The 14,087-nt window shown below is 67.5% G+C and carries 17 protein-coding genes and 1 riboswitch; of the genes, 11 read left to right on the plus strand and 6 right to left on the minus strand.

Annotation, left to right across the window (positions count from 1 at the left end):
* Positions 1 to 23: 23 nt before the first annotated feature.
* Positions 24 to 1,703, minus strand: a complete 1,680-nt coding sequence (locus tag DC366_RS10015; protein ID WP_108692079.1) for a heparinase II/III family protein — start codon at positions 1,701 to 1,703, stop codon at positions 24 to 26.
* Between the two features lie 147 nt (positions 1,704 to 1,850).
* Entirely contained in the window at positions 1,851 to 3,113 is a 1,263-nt protein-coding gene (locus DC366_RS10020) for an RsmB/NOP family class I SAM-dependent RNA methyltransferase (protein ID WP_108692290.1), read from the minus strand.
* A gap of 66 nt (positions 3,114 to 3,179) precedes the next feature.
* On the opposite strand from DC366_RS10020, the gene DC366_RS10025 reads away from it, so the two are divergent.
* From DC366_RS10025 to thiD, 4 genes are all read left to right on the plus strand, one after another.
* Positions 3,180 to 3,356, plus strand: coding sequence for a DUF1674 domain-containing protein (locus DC366_RS10025; RefSeq protein WP_108692080.1), 177 nt, complete (start codon positions 3,180 to 3,182; stop codon positions 3,354 to 3,356).
* A gap of 35 nt (positions 3,357 to 3,391) precedes the next feature.
* A riboswitch (TPP riboswitch) is annotated at positions 3,392 to 3,485 on the plus strand.
* Between the two features lie 55 nt (positions 3,486 to 3,540).
* Positions 3,541 to 4,329, plus strand: coding sequence for a hydroxyethylthiazole kinase (thiM, locus tag DC366_RS10030; RefSeq protein WP_108692291.1), 789 nt, complete (start codon positions 3,541 to 3,543; stop codon positions 4,327 to 4,329).
* Positions 4,326 to 4,943: a thiamine phosphate synthase gene (thiE, locus tag DC366_RS10035; protein WP_108692081.1), complete on the plus strand. Its 618-nt coding sequence runs from the start codon at positions 4,326 to 4,328 to the stop codon at positions 4,941 to 4,943. Before thiM ends, thiE begins: the two co-directional genes overlap by 4 nt.
* The gene (gene thiD, locus DC366_RS10040; protein WP_108692292.1) at positions 4,940 to 5,737 is read left to right on the plus strand and encodes a bifunctional hydroxymethylpyrimidine kinase/phosphomethylpyrimidine kinase; all 798 of its coding nucleotides are present in this window, start codon (positions 4,940 to 4,942) and stop codon (positions 5,735 to 5,737) included. The genes thiE and thiD overlap by 4 nt, the downstream gene beginning before the upstream one ends.
* 17 nt (positions 5,738 to 5,754) lie before the next feature.
* On the opposite strand, the gene DC366_RS10045 is transcribed toward thiD, so the two are convergent.
* Positions 5,755 to 6,120, minus strand: coding sequence for a dihydrodipicolinate reductase (locus DC366_RS10045; protein ID WP_108692082.1), 366 nt, complete (start codon positions 6,118 to 6,120; stop codon positions 5,755 to 5,757).
* 297 nt (positions 6,121 to 6,417) lie between these two features.
* Between DC366_RS10045 and DC366_RS10050 the strand changes: the two genes are divergently transcribed.
* A complete protein-coding gene (locus DC366_RS10050; RefSeq protein WP_108692083.1) occupies positions 6,418 to 7,083 on the plus strand; it encodes a L,D-transpeptidase in 666 nt (221 codons plus the stop codon).
* Positions 7,084 to 7,107: 24 nt separating this feature from the next.
* Here DC366_RS10050 and DC366_RS10055 read toward each other — a convergent pair whose 3' ends face one another.
* Complete coding sequence (locus DC366_RS10055; protein WP_108692084.1) at positions 7,108 to 7,401, minus strand: hypothetical protein; 294 nt, start codon at positions 7,399 to 7,401, stop codon at positions 7,108 to 7,110.
* A 76-nt stretch (positions 7,402 to 7,477) separates the two neighbouring features.
* Positions 7,478 to 8,287 carry a 4-hydroxy-tetrahydrodipicolinate reductase gene (gene dapB / locus DC366_RS10060; RefSeq protein ID WP_439331657.1) on the minus strand — a complete coding sequence of 270 codons (810 nt, stop codon included), beginning with the start codon at positions 8,285 to 8,287 and terminating at the stop codon, positions 7,478 to 7,480.
* An 89-nt stretch (positions 8,288 to 8,376) separates the two neighbouring features.
* Between dapB and rbfA the strand changes: the two genes are divergently transcribed.
* From rbfA to rpsO, 6 genes are all read left to right on the plus strand, one after another.
* Positions 8,377 to 8,772 carry a 30S ribosome-binding factor RbfA gene (gene rbfA, locus DC366_RS10065; RefSeq protein WP_108692085.1) on the plus strand — a complete coding sequence of 132 codons (396 nt, stop codon included), beginning with the start codon at positions 8,377 to 8,379 and terminating at the stop codon, positions 8,770 to 8,772.
* A 31-nt stretch (positions 8,773 to 8,803) separates the two neighbouring features.
* Positions 8,804 to 9,514: a phosphodiester glycosidase family protein gene (locus tag DC366_RS10070; RefSeq protein ID WP_108692294.1), complete on the plus strand. Its 711-nt coding sequence runs from the start codon at positions 8,804 to 8,806 to the stop codon at positions 9,512 to 9,514.
* 151 nt (positions 9,515 to 9,665) lie between these two features.
* Entirely contained in the window at positions 9,666 to 10,577 is a 912-nt protein-coding gene (truB, locus tag DC366_RS10075) for a tRNA pseudouridine(55) synthase TruB (RefSeq protein WP_108692086.1), read from the plus strand.
* A complete protein-coding gene (locus DC366_RS10080) occupies positions 10,574 to 11,095 on the plus strand; it encodes a DUF1643 domain-containing protein (RefSeq protein WP_108692087.1) in 522 nt (173 codons plus the stop codon). Before truB ends, DC366_RS10080 begins: the two co-directional genes overlap by 4 nt.
* A 74-nt stretch (positions 11,096 to 11,169) precedes the next feature.
* A complete protein-coding gene (locus DC366_RS10085) occupies positions 11,170 to 12,303 on the plus strand; it encodes a calcium-binding protein (protein ID WP_108692088.1) in 1,134 nt (377 codons plus the stop codon).
* Between the two features lie 139 nt (positions 12,304 to 12,442).
* Complete coding sequence (gene rpsO, locus DC366_RS10090) at positions 12,443 to 12,712, plus strand: 30S ribosomal protein S15 (RefSeq protein ID WP_108692295.1); 270 nt, start codon at positions 12,443 to 12,445, stop codon at positions 12,710 to 12,712.
* 71 nt (positions 12,713 to 12,783) lie between these two features.
* Here rpsO and DC366_RS10095 read toward each other — a convergent pair whose 3' ends face one another.
* Positions 12,784 to 14,046: a SulP family inorganic anion transporter gene (locus DC366_RS10095; RefSeq protein ID WP_108692089.1), complete on the minus strand. Its 1,263-nt coding sequence runs from the start codon at positions 14,044 to 14,046 to the stop codon at positions 12,784 to 12,786.
* Positions 14,047 to 14,087 lie beyond the last annotated feature (41 nt).

Consider the following 14,087-nt stretch of genomic DNA (forward strand, 5'->3'; position numbering starts at 1 on the left):
GGGCGATCCTGATTTGTGGCGTCTCAGTCACCGTCCTGCGCCAGATCGCGAATGCTGATCGGGGTATCCTGCGCCTTGGCCAGCGACCATCTGATGCGGCCCGCATACTCCAGCGCGCGCCCGGATAAAACTATCTGTTTGCTCGCGCGCGGCTTCAGCCGGGTTTTTTCCAGATAAACCGACGGCTCCAGCGTCATTTTGCTGCGTGCATCGGTGCGGAAGACCCAGATCTCGCCGCTGCGCAGGGCCAGCGATATGGCAGCGCCCCCCATGTCCAGCGCCGCGTCCACCTCCGGATGCAGGTGAAAATGGATCTGGTAGGGCACGCCCTGCATGACGCGCGCATCCAGCACGCCGTCAAAGCGGCGCTTGTCCGCGTCGGACATCGCCAGCAGCATGTCCTCGCCGGCCACGCCGCGCCCGTCGAATGTCATCTCGATGGTGCGCGCATGTGTCAGGCCAAAGCGGGCGACATAGCCGTCATGCCCGCCCTCGAAGCGCACGCCGTCCGAGGCCTGGCTCATCTGGACCGGCACATGCCTTGGCCCTTTCGTCAGCCATTCGGCCTGCGCGCCGCTGCCCAGCCGCGCGCTCGATTCGCCCGCGACGACCAGTGTTGAATGCGAGGGCGTGGCCCGCCCCGCGCGACGCCACTCGGCGCCGAAATTGGCGCCGGAGCCGCAGTTCACGATCAGCGGGCGGCGCCCCGATGTCAGCTCGAACGCCAGCGTCGAGGCATGCGCGCGCGCCGAGGCCGCGCCGGAGGGTGGCGGCGCCGCGTCGACGATGACCGATGTGCGCCCCGCGCTCAGCCGGGCAAAGCCCATGGCCAGCCCGTCCTTCTGCCGCGCCTTTACCTTGCTTGCCGCCAGCGCCGTGTCCAGCCGCCCCTCCAGCCCCCGGCCGCCGCCGTGAAACCGCGCCAGACCGCCATCCGCGTGGCGCAAGGTGCGCAAGGTTGGGGCAATGCGCGCCGTCGCCGCCGTCAGCGATGGGGGCGGCGTCTGGCCCGCGTCCTCCAGCGCCGCTGCGGCCCAGGTCAGCAAGGTGAACACGTCCAGCAATTCTTCGGGGTTGCGCGTGGGCAAGAGGCCGCCCGCGCCGATACGCGCATCGCATTCGCGGCCCAGCGCCCGCGCGGCCACAGGCACATGCGCCTGCATCCCCTCCAGCGCGAGGCCGGCATAGATCAGGCCGGTCAACGCCTCGATCAGCGGCAGGCCCGGCGCGCTGGCCTGCCAGCGTTTGCCAAGGAACACCGTCTGCTGCGCCAGCGAGCGATAGAACGCGTCCGAGGCCGTCTTGTCCTGCCCGGCCAGCAACAGCAGTGCGTGATTGATCCAGCGGATCAGGCGCCGGCCCGTCAGATCGGGCGTCCAGCCGGGCCCGCGCCCCGCACCATAGCGATCGATCCAGCCCTGGGTCCAGCGCTGGGCGCAGGCGCGCGCGGGCGCATCGCTGGCGGCGGCCAGATCGTCCAGCCAGGCAAAGCCCTGCATTTCCGCCTCGAACGCGGCATCGGGCGGGGTGATGTCCCACAATTGCAGGTCCGGCCGCTCCACAAGGTGGCCCGCGAACATGAAGTTGCCCGCCGACAGCTGCCGCCCCCGTGCGAAACTGCCGATCGTACGCGGCTCCGGTGAGGACACAAAGGCCGTCACCGGACGCGCCCGCGCCGCGCGCCGGGCCGCGATGCGGTTCATCCAATGCGTCCATATCGCACGATATGTGCCGGAAAAAGTCATGCGCCTCGCCTCTGGGCGCTCTTCGCGGCGCCGTTTGGCGGCAACATATCGCGCAGCGCGCCCCAAGTCACCGTGGGATTGCCGGGCGGCCGCAAAAATCGGGCATCACACGCGCAGAAGCGCCATGTAGAACCCGTCCATACCGCCCTGATCCGCCCAGTAATCGGGCCGCAGGCGCAGCCCGCCTTCTTCGGTGATCCATGCCGGGTCGATGCCAGGCAGCGCGGCCAGCGCCTCGCGGTCAACCGCCGCGCCGGGATGGCGCAGCAGCGCTTCGTCGATCTGGCATTCGCCCTCGTCCGGCAGCAGCGAGCAGGTGCAGTACAGCAGCCGTCCGCCGGGCTTGAGCAGGCCAAGCGCATGGTCCAGCATCGCCGCCTGCAGCGCGATCAGATCCCCGATTTCCGAGCCGTCGCGCGCATGCGGCAGGTCGGGGTGGCGCCGGATCGTGCCGGTGGCCGAGCAGGGCGCGTCCAGCAGGATCGCGTCATACCGGCCGTCATGCGCCAGCGCATCGCCCGTCACCAGGGCGGCGTTCAGCCCTGTGCGGGCAAGGTTTTCGCGCACCCGCGCCATGCGCGCGTCCGAGATATCCAGCGCAGTGACATCCGCGCCTGCGGCGGCCAGTTGCAGCGTCTTGCCGCCGGGCGCGGCGCACATGTCCAGCACCGCCTCGCCCTTGGCCGGGTTCAGCGCGCGCGCCGGAATCGCGGCGGCGGCGTCCTGAACCCACCAATCGCCGGCGTCGAAGCCCGGCAGCGCGCTGACCTGCCCCGCGTCATGGACGCGCACCGAGCCGGTCGGCAGGGCGATGCCGCCCACCGCCCCGACCAGCGCCGCGGTATCGCCCTTCGGCGTCAGATCCAGCGGGGCGCCGGCGAAATGCGCGGCCTCGAACGCGGCGACGGCCTTGGCGCCATAGGCTTCGGCGAGGGGTGCGCGCAGCCATTTGGGCAGGTGCGGCACGCGCAGCTTGGCCCATTCGGCGGGTCCCTCCGCGGCCACCTTGCGCAGCACAGCGTTGACCAGCCCCTTGAGCTTGGCAAAGCGCTTGTTGCCCGCGACCAGTCCGACGCATTCGTTGACGACGCCATGCGCATCGCCGCCAAGGCACAGCTCGACCGTGCCGAGGCGCAAGAGGTTCATCACCGGCAGCGGCGGGGCCTTGCGCAGATGCTTGCCCAAGAGGCGGTCCGCCCGCTCCATCCCGCGCAAGGTTTGCGTGGCAAGGCGCTGCGCACGGGCGCGGCCGGGCGCGTCCAGCCGGTCCAGCGCGCCGGTCGCCAGAAGATCGGCCATCTGGCGATGCTCGCCCAAAATCTGGTCCAGCAGGTGGGCGGCGGCGGCGCGCGGCGATGGCGGGGGCATGGCGGATCCTTGCTGAATGGTGACGGCGGCGTATATCAAGGGGCAGCGCCGAAAGGAACCCATGCCATGACCGACCGCCCCGATCTGCCCCCCGAAGCCATCCGCGCCCTTGCCGAGGCCGAGGCGCGCCGCGCCGCGGCCCAGGCGCCCGACCTGCCCAAGGAACTGGGCGGGCGCAAGGACGGGCCCGAGCCGGTGCGCTATGGAGATTGGGAAAAGAAGGGCATCGCCATCGATTTCTGAGCGCTTGACGCCGCCTTGCCGCGCGCCCATCTTGGCAGGTGTAACAGGGGCGCCCCGAACCGGGGCTGAGATGCACCCTTCGAACCTGAACCGGATCATGCCGGCGGAGGAAGTTGCAGCGCAGCCCGGGCCAATCGCGGCCTTGCCCGCGATGCTCTCCCTTCCCGCGGGCAAGGAGAGCAAGATGATTGATGCAGGACAGCATCTGGCGGACATGCGCGCCCGCGCGCCCTTGGTGCAGAACATCACGAATTTCGTCGCGATGAACGTCATGGCCAATATCATGCTGGCCATCGGCGCCAGCCCCGCGATGAACCATGCCCATGAAGAAGTGGCCGAGTTTGCCGGCCTTGCCGATGCGCTGAGCGTGAATATCGGCACGCTTGATCCCGAATGGGTCATTGCCATGGAAATGGCGGCGCGCGTCATGGCTGAGGCGGGCAAGCCCTGGGTGCTGGACCCGGTCGCGGTGGGCGCCACCGCGCTGCGTCGCGATGCGGGCGCGCGCCTGTTGGCGCTGAAGCCCACGGTCATTCGCGGCAATGCGTCCGAGATCATCGCCTTGGCAGGCGCCGATTCCACGGGCAAAGGCGCCGATACCGCCGATGACGTCAGCGCCGCCGAGGCCCCCGCGCAAGCGCTGGCGCGCCAGACCGGCGGTGTCGTCGCCGTCACCGGCAAGGTCGATTACGTCACCGATGGCAGCGCCGCCTGGCGGGTGGCGGGCGGTCATGCGCTGATGCCGCGCGTGACGGTGCTGGGCTGTTCGCTCACCGGCGTGGTTGCGGCCTTCGCAGCGGGGCAATCGCCGCTGGAGGCGACCGTTGCCGCGCTCGCCGCCTACGGCGTTGCGGGCGAAATGGCGGGCCGGGTGGCCAGCGGGCCGGGCAGCTTTCAGGTGGCGTTCCTCGACGCGCTGCATGCCATGACGCCGCAGGATGTGTCCGCCCGCGCGAGGATCACGGCGGCATGACGTTCGGGCCGGTATATTTCGTCACCGATCCGGAGGCGCCTGTCTCTATGCCGGGTCAGGTGCGCGCGGCGGTGGCGGCGGGTGTGCGCATCGTGCAACTTCGCGACAAGCACGCCAGCGACGCCGACATGCTGGTCCTTGCGCGCGCGCTTCAGCAGATCACGCGCCCGGCGGGGGCGGCCCTGATCGTTAACGACCGGGTGCAGGTCGCGATCGAGGCCGGGGCGGACGGGCTGCACGTGGGGCAGGGCGACGGCGATATCGCGGCCATTCGCGCGCGTATCGGATCGGACATGATCCTAGGCCTGTCGGTGGAGACGCTGGCACAGCTTGGCGCGATCCCGCGGGACTGCGTCGATTACCTTGGCGTCGGCCCCCTGCGCGCCACGGCGACCAAGCCGGACGCGGCGCAGCCCCTCGGCATCGACGGTCTTGCGCGGATCATCGCCGCAACATCACTGCCTTGCGTGGCCATCGGCGGAATCACCCATGGTGACGCCGCCGCGATCCGGCAGGCCGGGGCGGCGGGGATCGCGGTGGTGTCGGCCATATCGCGCGCGCCGGACATGGAAGACGCCGCGCGCCGTCTCATAACCGAATGGAGCGCGAAATGATCCCCAACATCCTGTCCATCGCCGGGTCCGATCCATCCGGCGGCGCCGGCATCCAGGCCGATATCAAGGCGATTTCCGCCAATGGCGGCTATGCGATGGCCGCCATCACCGGGCTAACGGCCCAGAACACGCGGGGGGTGCAGGCGGTGCAACTGGTCGATCCCCACATGGTGACCGCCCAGATCGCCGCCATCCGCGAGGATATCCGCATCGATGCTGTCAAGATCGGCATGCTGGGCAGCGCCGCGATCATCGGCGCGGTCGCGGATGCGCTGGCCGGGCTGGAGGCGCCGATCGTGCTGGACCCGGTCATGGTCGCCAAGGGCGGGGATCGTCTGCTGCACGCAGATGCGGTGGACGCGCTGCGCAGGCGGCTGATCCCCATGGCCGCGCTGATCACGCCGAACCTGCCCGAGGCGGCGGATCTGCTGGGCTGCGCCGAGGCAGCGGACGAGGACGCGATGCAGGCGCAGGCGGCGCAGCTTGCCGCGCTGAGCGCGCGCGCCGTGCTGTTGAAGGGCGGCCATCTGCCGGGCGCGCGCAGCCCGGACCTGCTGCGCCTTTGCGGGGCCGAAACGTGGCTGCGCACCAAGCGGATCGACAGCGTGAACACCCACGGCACCGGCTGCACCCTGTCGTCAGCCATCGCCGCGCAGCTGGGCCTTGGGCAGGGCATGCGCGATGCGGTGACGCGGGCCAAATCCTATATCACCGGCGCGATAGAAGGGGCCGCGCGCCTGTCGGTCGGGCATGGCCACGGGCCGACGCACCATTTCCACAAGTGGCAGGTATAGCGCGGGCCGCAGACGCTTTATTTGAGCGTAAGATCCGCAAATTCCCCGGTGCCGCGGTCGGAGATGAAGCGAATCGTGCTGCCGCTGATCCGGACGATCTGGCAATTGGCGCCCAGATTGTCGGAGCCCCAGTAAAGGTCGCGGCAAAAGTAAGCGCCCTTCCGCTCCCACGCGCCGGTGACGGGATAGCCAAAGGCGCGCCCGGAAATGCCTCCTTCGGGCGACACGCCCACCTTGATGCCCAGCCGCGTCAGGTGGCGCCCCGATATGAGCTGTACGAATTCCGCACGGCTTGCGACCGTTTGAAACGTCTGCGCCATGGCGGCGGCGGGGGCCAGCGCGCCCGGCATCAGCAGGCATGCGATCAGGAGGATATGGCGCATGGCGTCGCTCCGCGATGTGGTTTCGGATGTAAAACCTACGGCAGGCCGCCCGCCTTGGATCACTTTTGCCACAACGCGCGGGCCCGGCCATGGCGCCGCTGATGCGCGGAGTCGCTGGAATTCGGGCCGCTGTTTTGCTATGCTGAACTTTCGGCTGATGGCCTTTGCAATTTTGTCACTGTCACCGATGTTTGGCATCCAAACGGGTAGGCGGATGGATCTTTTGCCGGGTATGGGTCGTTTTTCGGCTGGCTGCCCTGTTTTCGGGGCAAAAAGAGATACAAGGAATGTGACCCAATGTTGACAAGACGCCACTTCTTGATCACGTCAGCCGCGCTGTTCTCGACGCCCTTGCCGGGTGCGGCGCAGGCCCGGGCCACCACCGACAGTTCGAAATGGGCGCAGTGGGACGCGCAGGTCACGCCGGCCGGTTACAACCCCGCCACGTCGAACCCTTGGGGTCTGAACCCGCGCTTCCTGCCCCGCGTGGTCGAGGCGAATGACGGCCTGACCCCCGGCGATATCCACGTCGATGCGGTGGCGCGTTACCTTTATCACATCCGGCCGAACGGGACCGCCATGCGCTATGGCGTGGCCATCGGGCGGGGCGATCTGTACGAGCCGGGCACATTCACCATCCGACACAAGCGCAAATGGCCCACCTGGACCCCGACCAAGGACATGGTTCAGCGCGATCCGCATCTGTACAAGCAGCATGAGGACGGCATGAATGGCGGGCCGAACAATCCGCTCGGCGCGCGCGCGTTCTATCTCTATGTCGGCAACCGGGACACCTATCTGCGCATCCACGGCTCGCCTCAGCCCCGCTCGATCGGCGGGCGGGCAAGCTCGGGCTGCGTGCGCATGGTGATGCCGCATATCATCGGGCTGTACGAGCAGGTCGCGACCGGCTCGACCGCGCGGCTCTACCCCGCCGAGGACAGGATCACCGCGCAAAGCTGATTTGCGCGGCGCGCCTTGCCGCGGTCAGGTGGCGGGCGCCTCTTCTTCGGGCTTCTGGGTGCAGATGGGGCGGCCGTCACGGGTGCGCAGCGGCAGGAATGTCGTCTCGACCGGGCCGACATGACGATAGACGAAGCAGCCGCTTGCAGGCTCGACGCGCACCGCGCTCAGGTCCTGATAGGGCGCTGCCATTGCCTGCACGCTTTCCGGCACGGGGTTCAGGAAGTTGTTCGACGGACTGCCGCTTGCAGTCTCGAATTCCTCACATGCGGCCAACGGCAGCGCCATGCAGGCCAACAGCAGGATTTTTCTGGTCATAAACGGCAAACTCCTTTTTGCCCGAAGACTGTCTGAATTCGGGCGGGAAAACCAGCGCTTTCCGTGCCCTCGCGGCTCAATTCAGCCCCAGCACATCCAGCATGTCATAGGCGCCGGGATCGCGGCCCTGCCCCCACAGCGCGGCCTTGAGCGCGCCGCGCGCGAAAACGGCGCGGTCGGTGGCGATGTGGCGCAGCACGATCCGTTCGCCCGCGGCGGCAAAGATGACGTCATGTTCGCCCACGATATCGCCGCCGCGAATGGCGGAAAATCCGATGTGACCCCGCTCGCGCGGGCCGGTGATGCCGTCGCGCCCCCGGTCCGATACGTGGTCCAGCGCGATGCCGCGCCCGGTCGCCGCCGCCTCGCCCAGCATCAATGCCGTGCCGGAGGGCGCATCGACCTTCTGGTTGTGGTGTGCCTCGACGATCTCGATATCGAAATCCTCGTCCAGTGCGCGGGCGACCTTTTCTGTCAGCATTGTCAGCAGGTTGACGCCAAGGCTCATGTTGCCGGCGCGCACCTGCGCGCAATGGCGTGCGGCGGGTTTGAGCGCGTCCAGCTCGTCGCTCGAAAATCCGGTGGTGCCGATGACATGCACCGCGCGCGCCTGCGCCGCCAGCTTGGAGAAGGCGACGGTGGCGGCGGGCGCGGTGAAATCTATGATCGCCTGAGCGGGCGCGAACGCCTCCAGCGCGTCGTCCGTCACGGTCACACCCATCGCGGCGCCGCCCATTGCCGTGCCCACGTCCTGCCCGATCCACGCGTGGCCTTTCCGCTCGACCGCGCCGACCAGATGGGCGCGCCCGCTGTCCTGAATCGTTCGGATCAGCATCTGGCCCATACGGCCCGATGCGCCTGTCACTGCTATGCCCGGCCCTGCCATGATGTCTGCCTCCTGCGCTGCGATCACGGTCTTGATAGCGCGGGCATCATCGCTTGGCAAAGGGCGGCAGAGGGCTTACATGCACGGCCATGGCAAAGAACAAGTTTTCCGAGGGCGCAGGCCCCACGCAAAGGCAGCTTCAGGTGGGCGAGAACGTCCGCCGCACGCTGGCCGACGTGCTGATGCGCGGCGACATTCACGACGCCGATCTGGCGCGCATGTCCGTCACGGTGGGCGAGGTGCGCATGTCGCCGGACCTCAAGATCGCGACGGCCTATGTGATGCCGCTGGGCGGCCAGGGCCAGGACGAGCTGGTGGGCCTTCTGGCCCGCAACAAGGGCGAGCTGCGCCGCATCGTGGCGAAAAAGCTGGGCCTGAAATACGCGCCTGACCTGCGCTTTCGGCTGGACACGACGTTTGACCAGATGGACGAAACGCGGCGCCTGTTCTCGCAGGGCGAGGTTCAGCGTGACCTGGACGATTAGGGCGCTGGCAGCCGCCGCGCTGGCGCTGGTGATGCCGGTCGCGGCCCAGGCGGCTGAGTGCCGGACCGAGACATTCGAGGGCGCGCGCTATTCTGTGTGCGAGGTGGACGCGGCGCAGGAGGATCTGCGCGTCTTTCTGAATGCGCCCGACAGCGGCGAAACGCTGGGCAGCTTCAGCGCCGTGAACGGTGTGCTGCAACGCGCCGGGCAAAGCCTGGGCTTTGCGATGAACGCCGGCATGTATCATTCCGACCGGAGCCCCGTTGGCCTCTATATCGAGGACGGGAAGGAAGCCGCGCCTGTCGTCACAAGCGCGGGGCCGGGCAATTTCGGGCTTTTGCCCAACGGTGTTCTGTGCATCCGCGAGGGGCGCGCCGATGTGTTCGAAACGCTGCGCTACGTGGACGAGGCGCCGCAATGCCGCCATGCGACCCAATCGGGTCCGATGCTGGTGATAGATGGCGCGCTGCATCCAAGATTTCTCAAGGACGGCGACAGCCGCTATGTGCGCAACGGTGTCGGCACATCGCAGGACGGCACCCGCGCGGTGTTCGTGATGTCGGGCGGGCCGGTCAACTTTCACACCTTCGGGCGGTTTTTCCGCGATCATCTGGAACTGCCGCAGGCGCTGTATTTCGATGGCAACATCTCGCGCCTTTATGCGCCCGAGCTGGGCCGCAGCGATATCGGGTTTCCCCTGGGGCCGATCATCGGCACCGTGACGCCGCCCGGCGACGGCTGAAGCGGTTCGCGACTGGCTTTGGCGGTTCTTCCTCAAGTGCCATTGGCATCGCAGGGCGATCCGGCGCGCGATTGACAGCCCACGGACCTTGGGCTAGCCCCCACAACCTGAAGCGTTTCGCGAAAAAGCTTTAATGCAAAGGGGCAAACCGATGGCACGCAAGCGCAAGGGCCGCGATATTTCCGGGTGGCTGGTGGTGGACAAGCCGGCCGGCATCACCTCGACCTCGGTCGTGAACAAGGTGCGCTGGGCGCTTCAGGCGAAAAAGGCGGGGCACGCCGGCACGCTGGACCCCGAGGCGACCGGCGTTCTGGCCGTGGCGCTGGGCGAGGCGACGAAAACGGTGCCCTATATCACCGACGCGCTGAAGGCGTACAAGTTCGAGGTCCGCTTTGGCGTCGCCACCAACACCGACGACGCCGAGGGCGAGGTCATCGCCACCAGTGACACGCGCCCCACGGATGACGAGATCAAGGAGGCGCTGCACGGGTTCATCGGCGACATCATGCAGGTTCCGCCCAAGTTCTCGGCCGTCAAGATCGACGGCGAGCGCGCCTATAAGCTGGCCCGCGACGGCGAGGACGTGACGCTGGCCGCGCGGCCCCTTTGGGTGGACGAGCTGTTGCTGGCGGACCGCCCCGATGCGGACCGCGCGGTGCTGGAAATGGTCTGCGGCAAGGGTGGCTATGTGCGCTCCATCGCGCGCGATCTGGGGGACAAGCTGGGCTGCAAGGGGCATGTGACATGGCTGCGCCGTGTCTGGTCGGGCCCCTTCGAGGCCGAGGACGGCCTGACACTGGACCGGATCGACGCGCTGGCGCATGATCCGGCGCTGGATGCGCATCTGCTCCCGCTGGAGGCGGGGCTGACCGATCTGCCCGAGCTGCGCTGCACGCCCGAGGGCGCGGCCAGGCTGCGCAATGGCAATCCCGGCATGGTCTATCCCGGCGACGCCGAATACGGTGACGAGGCCTGGGCCTCGCTGGATGGCCGTGCGGTGGCGGTGGGTATCTACAAGGCGGGCGAGCTGCACCCCTCCCGCGTGTTCGTGGATCCCGCATGATCACGCGCACGCATCAAAAGGGCGATGCGGCATCGACCGCGATTTATTCGGATTGCGAGCGCTATCGCTATGCGCTGACCCGCACCTGGGACGCGGAGGGCAAGCGCGCGCATTTCATCATGCTGAACCCCTCCACCGCGACCGAGATGCAGAACGATCCCACTGTCGAGCGCTGCGAGCGCCGGGCGCGTGCGCTGGGCTTTGGCGCGTTTCGGGTGACGAACATCTTTGCCTGGCGCGATACCGATCCGCGGGACATGCGCGCCGCTGCGGACCCGGTCGGCCCCGCGAATGATCAGGCCATTCTGGACGGTTGCGCCTGGGCCGATACCATCGTCGCCGCGTGGGGAACGCATGGCGCGCATCTGAACCGCGGCGCCGATGTGGCCGCGCTGCTGGCTGGAACGGGGCGCGCGGTGCATCATCTGGGCCTGACCAAGGACGGCCACCCGCGCCATCCACTCTATATCGCATACGCTCGACAGCCTGACCTGTGGGATCTGTCGCACAGCCGTTAACCGGCGTGATGGAATCCGGTGTTGCGGCGGCTCCGGCTCGCATATGGTGACGCAGGGTAAACGGGATTGATGCGATGCTGTTACTGGCAAGTCTTCTGGGAATGGTGGCGCTGGGCGCCACCGCTTTTGCCGGTATCGGCACGACTGACGATGAGGACGCGGGACCGAGCGGTTCCGCCGATCAGGATCCGCAAGAGGCCGAGATCCGCGATCCGGACGTGGCCGAAACAGACATCATGGATTTCATCGGCGGCCAGCCGGATGATGGCAGCGATGCCGCGGCTGTCGCCCCTTGGGGTATTGGCACGATGGAGGTTCCGGGCCCGATCGAAACCGGCGCTATGCCGGATGACGATTTGCCCGTTGAGGACGGCAGCGATCAGCCCGACAATGTTGTCACCGGCACCCAGGATGCGGATCGCCTCGACGGGACCGACGCGGTGGACGTCGCCAACGGATATGATGGGGATGACACGCTGGGCGGCGGCGGCGAAGACGATGAGCTTTGGGGCGGTCTGGGCGATGATCTGTTGGCGGGAGAGCTCGGCGACGATACGCTGCATGGCGGCGCTGGCGATGACATGCTGGATGGCGGGGACGGCGACGACCGGCTGTTCGGTCATGGCGATGACGACACGCTGACGGGCGGGGCCGGCGCCGACAGTCTGGTTGGCGGCGAAGGCGATGATTCGCTGGATGGCGGCGCTGGCGATGATGCGCTGCACGGCGGTCTGGGCGATGACGTTTTGCGCGGCGGCGCGGGGGATGACGTGCTCTTTGGCGGTTGGGGCAACGACACGCTCTCGGGGTTCGAGGATGATCCCGAAATCGACGGCTGGAACGATACGGACGCGCGGGATTACCTGAACGGCGGCGGCGGGGACGATGTGATCACCGCCGGAGCGGATGACATCGTGACCACGGGCGACGGTGCCGATACGGTGCTGTTGGGAAACTGGCTCGGCGCCGATCATCAGGCGCAGATCCTGGATTTCATGCCGGGCGAGGACATCCTGATGGTGGTCTATGACGATCTTGGCGGGGCCGAGCCCGACATTGATCTGCTGCCCGACCCCGATGATGACGAACGCCAGCATGTCGTGCTGAACGGCGTTGCGATCGCAACGGTCAACAACGCCGCCGGGCTGAATGCGGGCCATATCACGCTGATCGGGTCCAGCCTGCTGCCCGCAGGTGCGATGCTGTAATCGCGCCCCTTTTCAAGCGCGCTGAATTCGCCTATACGCCGCCGATGCGCCCCGGCCCTGGCCCGCGCAGATTCTCTATGGACCTTGCTGGACGACATCCCGGCTTGTGCCCGCAACCTTTGATGACAAGGAGACACCGATGTCGATCACAGTCGAAGAAAAGCACCGCCTGATGAAGGAATTCGCAACCAAGGAAGGCGACACCGGCTCGCCCGAAGTTCAGGTTGCCATCCTCACCTCGCGCATCACCACGCTGACCGAGCATTTCAAGACCCACAAGAAGGACAATCACGGCCGCCGTGGCCTTCTGAAAATGGTCGCGCTGCGCCGCAAGCTGCTGGACTATACCAAGTCCAAGGACGAAGAGCGCTATCAGAACCTGATCCAGCGTCTGGGCATCCGCCGCTAAACCGGCCCCTTTCGCCGATGAGATTGGCCGCGCCCCTTTCGGGCGCGGTTTTTCTTTGTGCGCGTTTGCGCCTACCTGTCCGGCGGGGTCCAGCCTTCCGGCCCGCCCGGCCCGCGGCGCAGGCGCAGCGCCAGCCCCAGCGCCACGCCGACACCGATCGCGACGGCCAGATCCGCCAGCACGGTCAGCGCAAGTGTAATCAGCAACAGCATCACGTCCGAGGGCCGCGCGGTCAGATGTTTGCGCCATTTATGCGGCTCGCTCATGTTCCAGGCCGTCAGGATCAGCAGACCGGCCAGCGCGGGCATGGCCAGATATCCCGCCAGCGGCGCGGCAACCAGCATCACCGCCAGAATCACCAGCGCATGCACGATCCCGGCGACGGGCGTGCGCCCGCCCGCGCGAATGTTGGTCGCCGTGCGCGCAATCGCGCCGGTCGCGGGCAACCCGCCAAAGAGAGCCGAGCCGATATTGGCCGCGCCCTGGGCCAGAACCTCGGCATTGGGGCGGTGGCGGCCCTCGATCATCCGGTCCGCCACGAGCGCGGACAAAAGCGATTCAACGCCGGCCAGAAAGGCGATCACAAAGGCCGATGGCAACAGATCCCTCAGCCGCTCGACCGAGATTTCGGGCAATTGCGGGCGTGGCAGGGCCGAGGGCAGGGCGCCAAAGCGAGAAAATACCGTCTCGACCGGCAGCAGCGCCAGCGCCACGAGGGCCGATGTCAGCGCCACCGCCAGTAGGAGCCCCGGAAATTTCGGTGCGGCGCGCCGCAGCACCACGATCAAAACCATCGTGGCGATCCCGATGGCAAGGGCCGTCACGTTGAGGCTGTCGCGCGCATGCCACATCGCCGACATCTTGGGCAGGAAATCCGCCGGCAGATCGGCGATTGTCAGGCCAAAGAGGTCCGGCAGCTGGCTGGCGGCGATGATGACGCCGATGCCGATGGTGAACCCGTTGACCACCGGCTCGGGCACATAGGCGATCAGGTTGCCCAGCCGCAGCACCCCCGCCGCGATCAGGATCACCCCTGCCATCAAGGTGGCCAGCACCAGCCCGTCATACCCATGCTCGGCAATGACCCCGAACACAACGACGATGAACGCGCCCGTCGGCCCGCCGATCTGCACGCGGCTGCCCCCGAGGAGCGAGATCAGGAACCCCGCGACGATGGCGGTGATCAGCCCCTTGCCGGGATCCGCCCCCGACGCGATGGCAATGGCAAGGCTCAGCGGCAGGGCCACCATGGCCACCGAAATGCCCGCCAGCGTATCGGCCAGAAACAGCTGGCGCGTGTAGACGGGCAGGGTGGTCAGGATCTTGGGTTTCATCGTGTTGCTTCCGCGTGGCAGATCAGGCCTGCACCCTGCGC

Origin of the sequence: Pelagivirga sediminicola (genome assembly GCF_003072125.1) — a bacterium.
Classification (GTDB): Bacteria; Pseudomonadota; Alphaproteobacteria; order Rhodobacterales; family Rhodobacteraceae; genus Roseovarius; species Roseovarius sediminicola.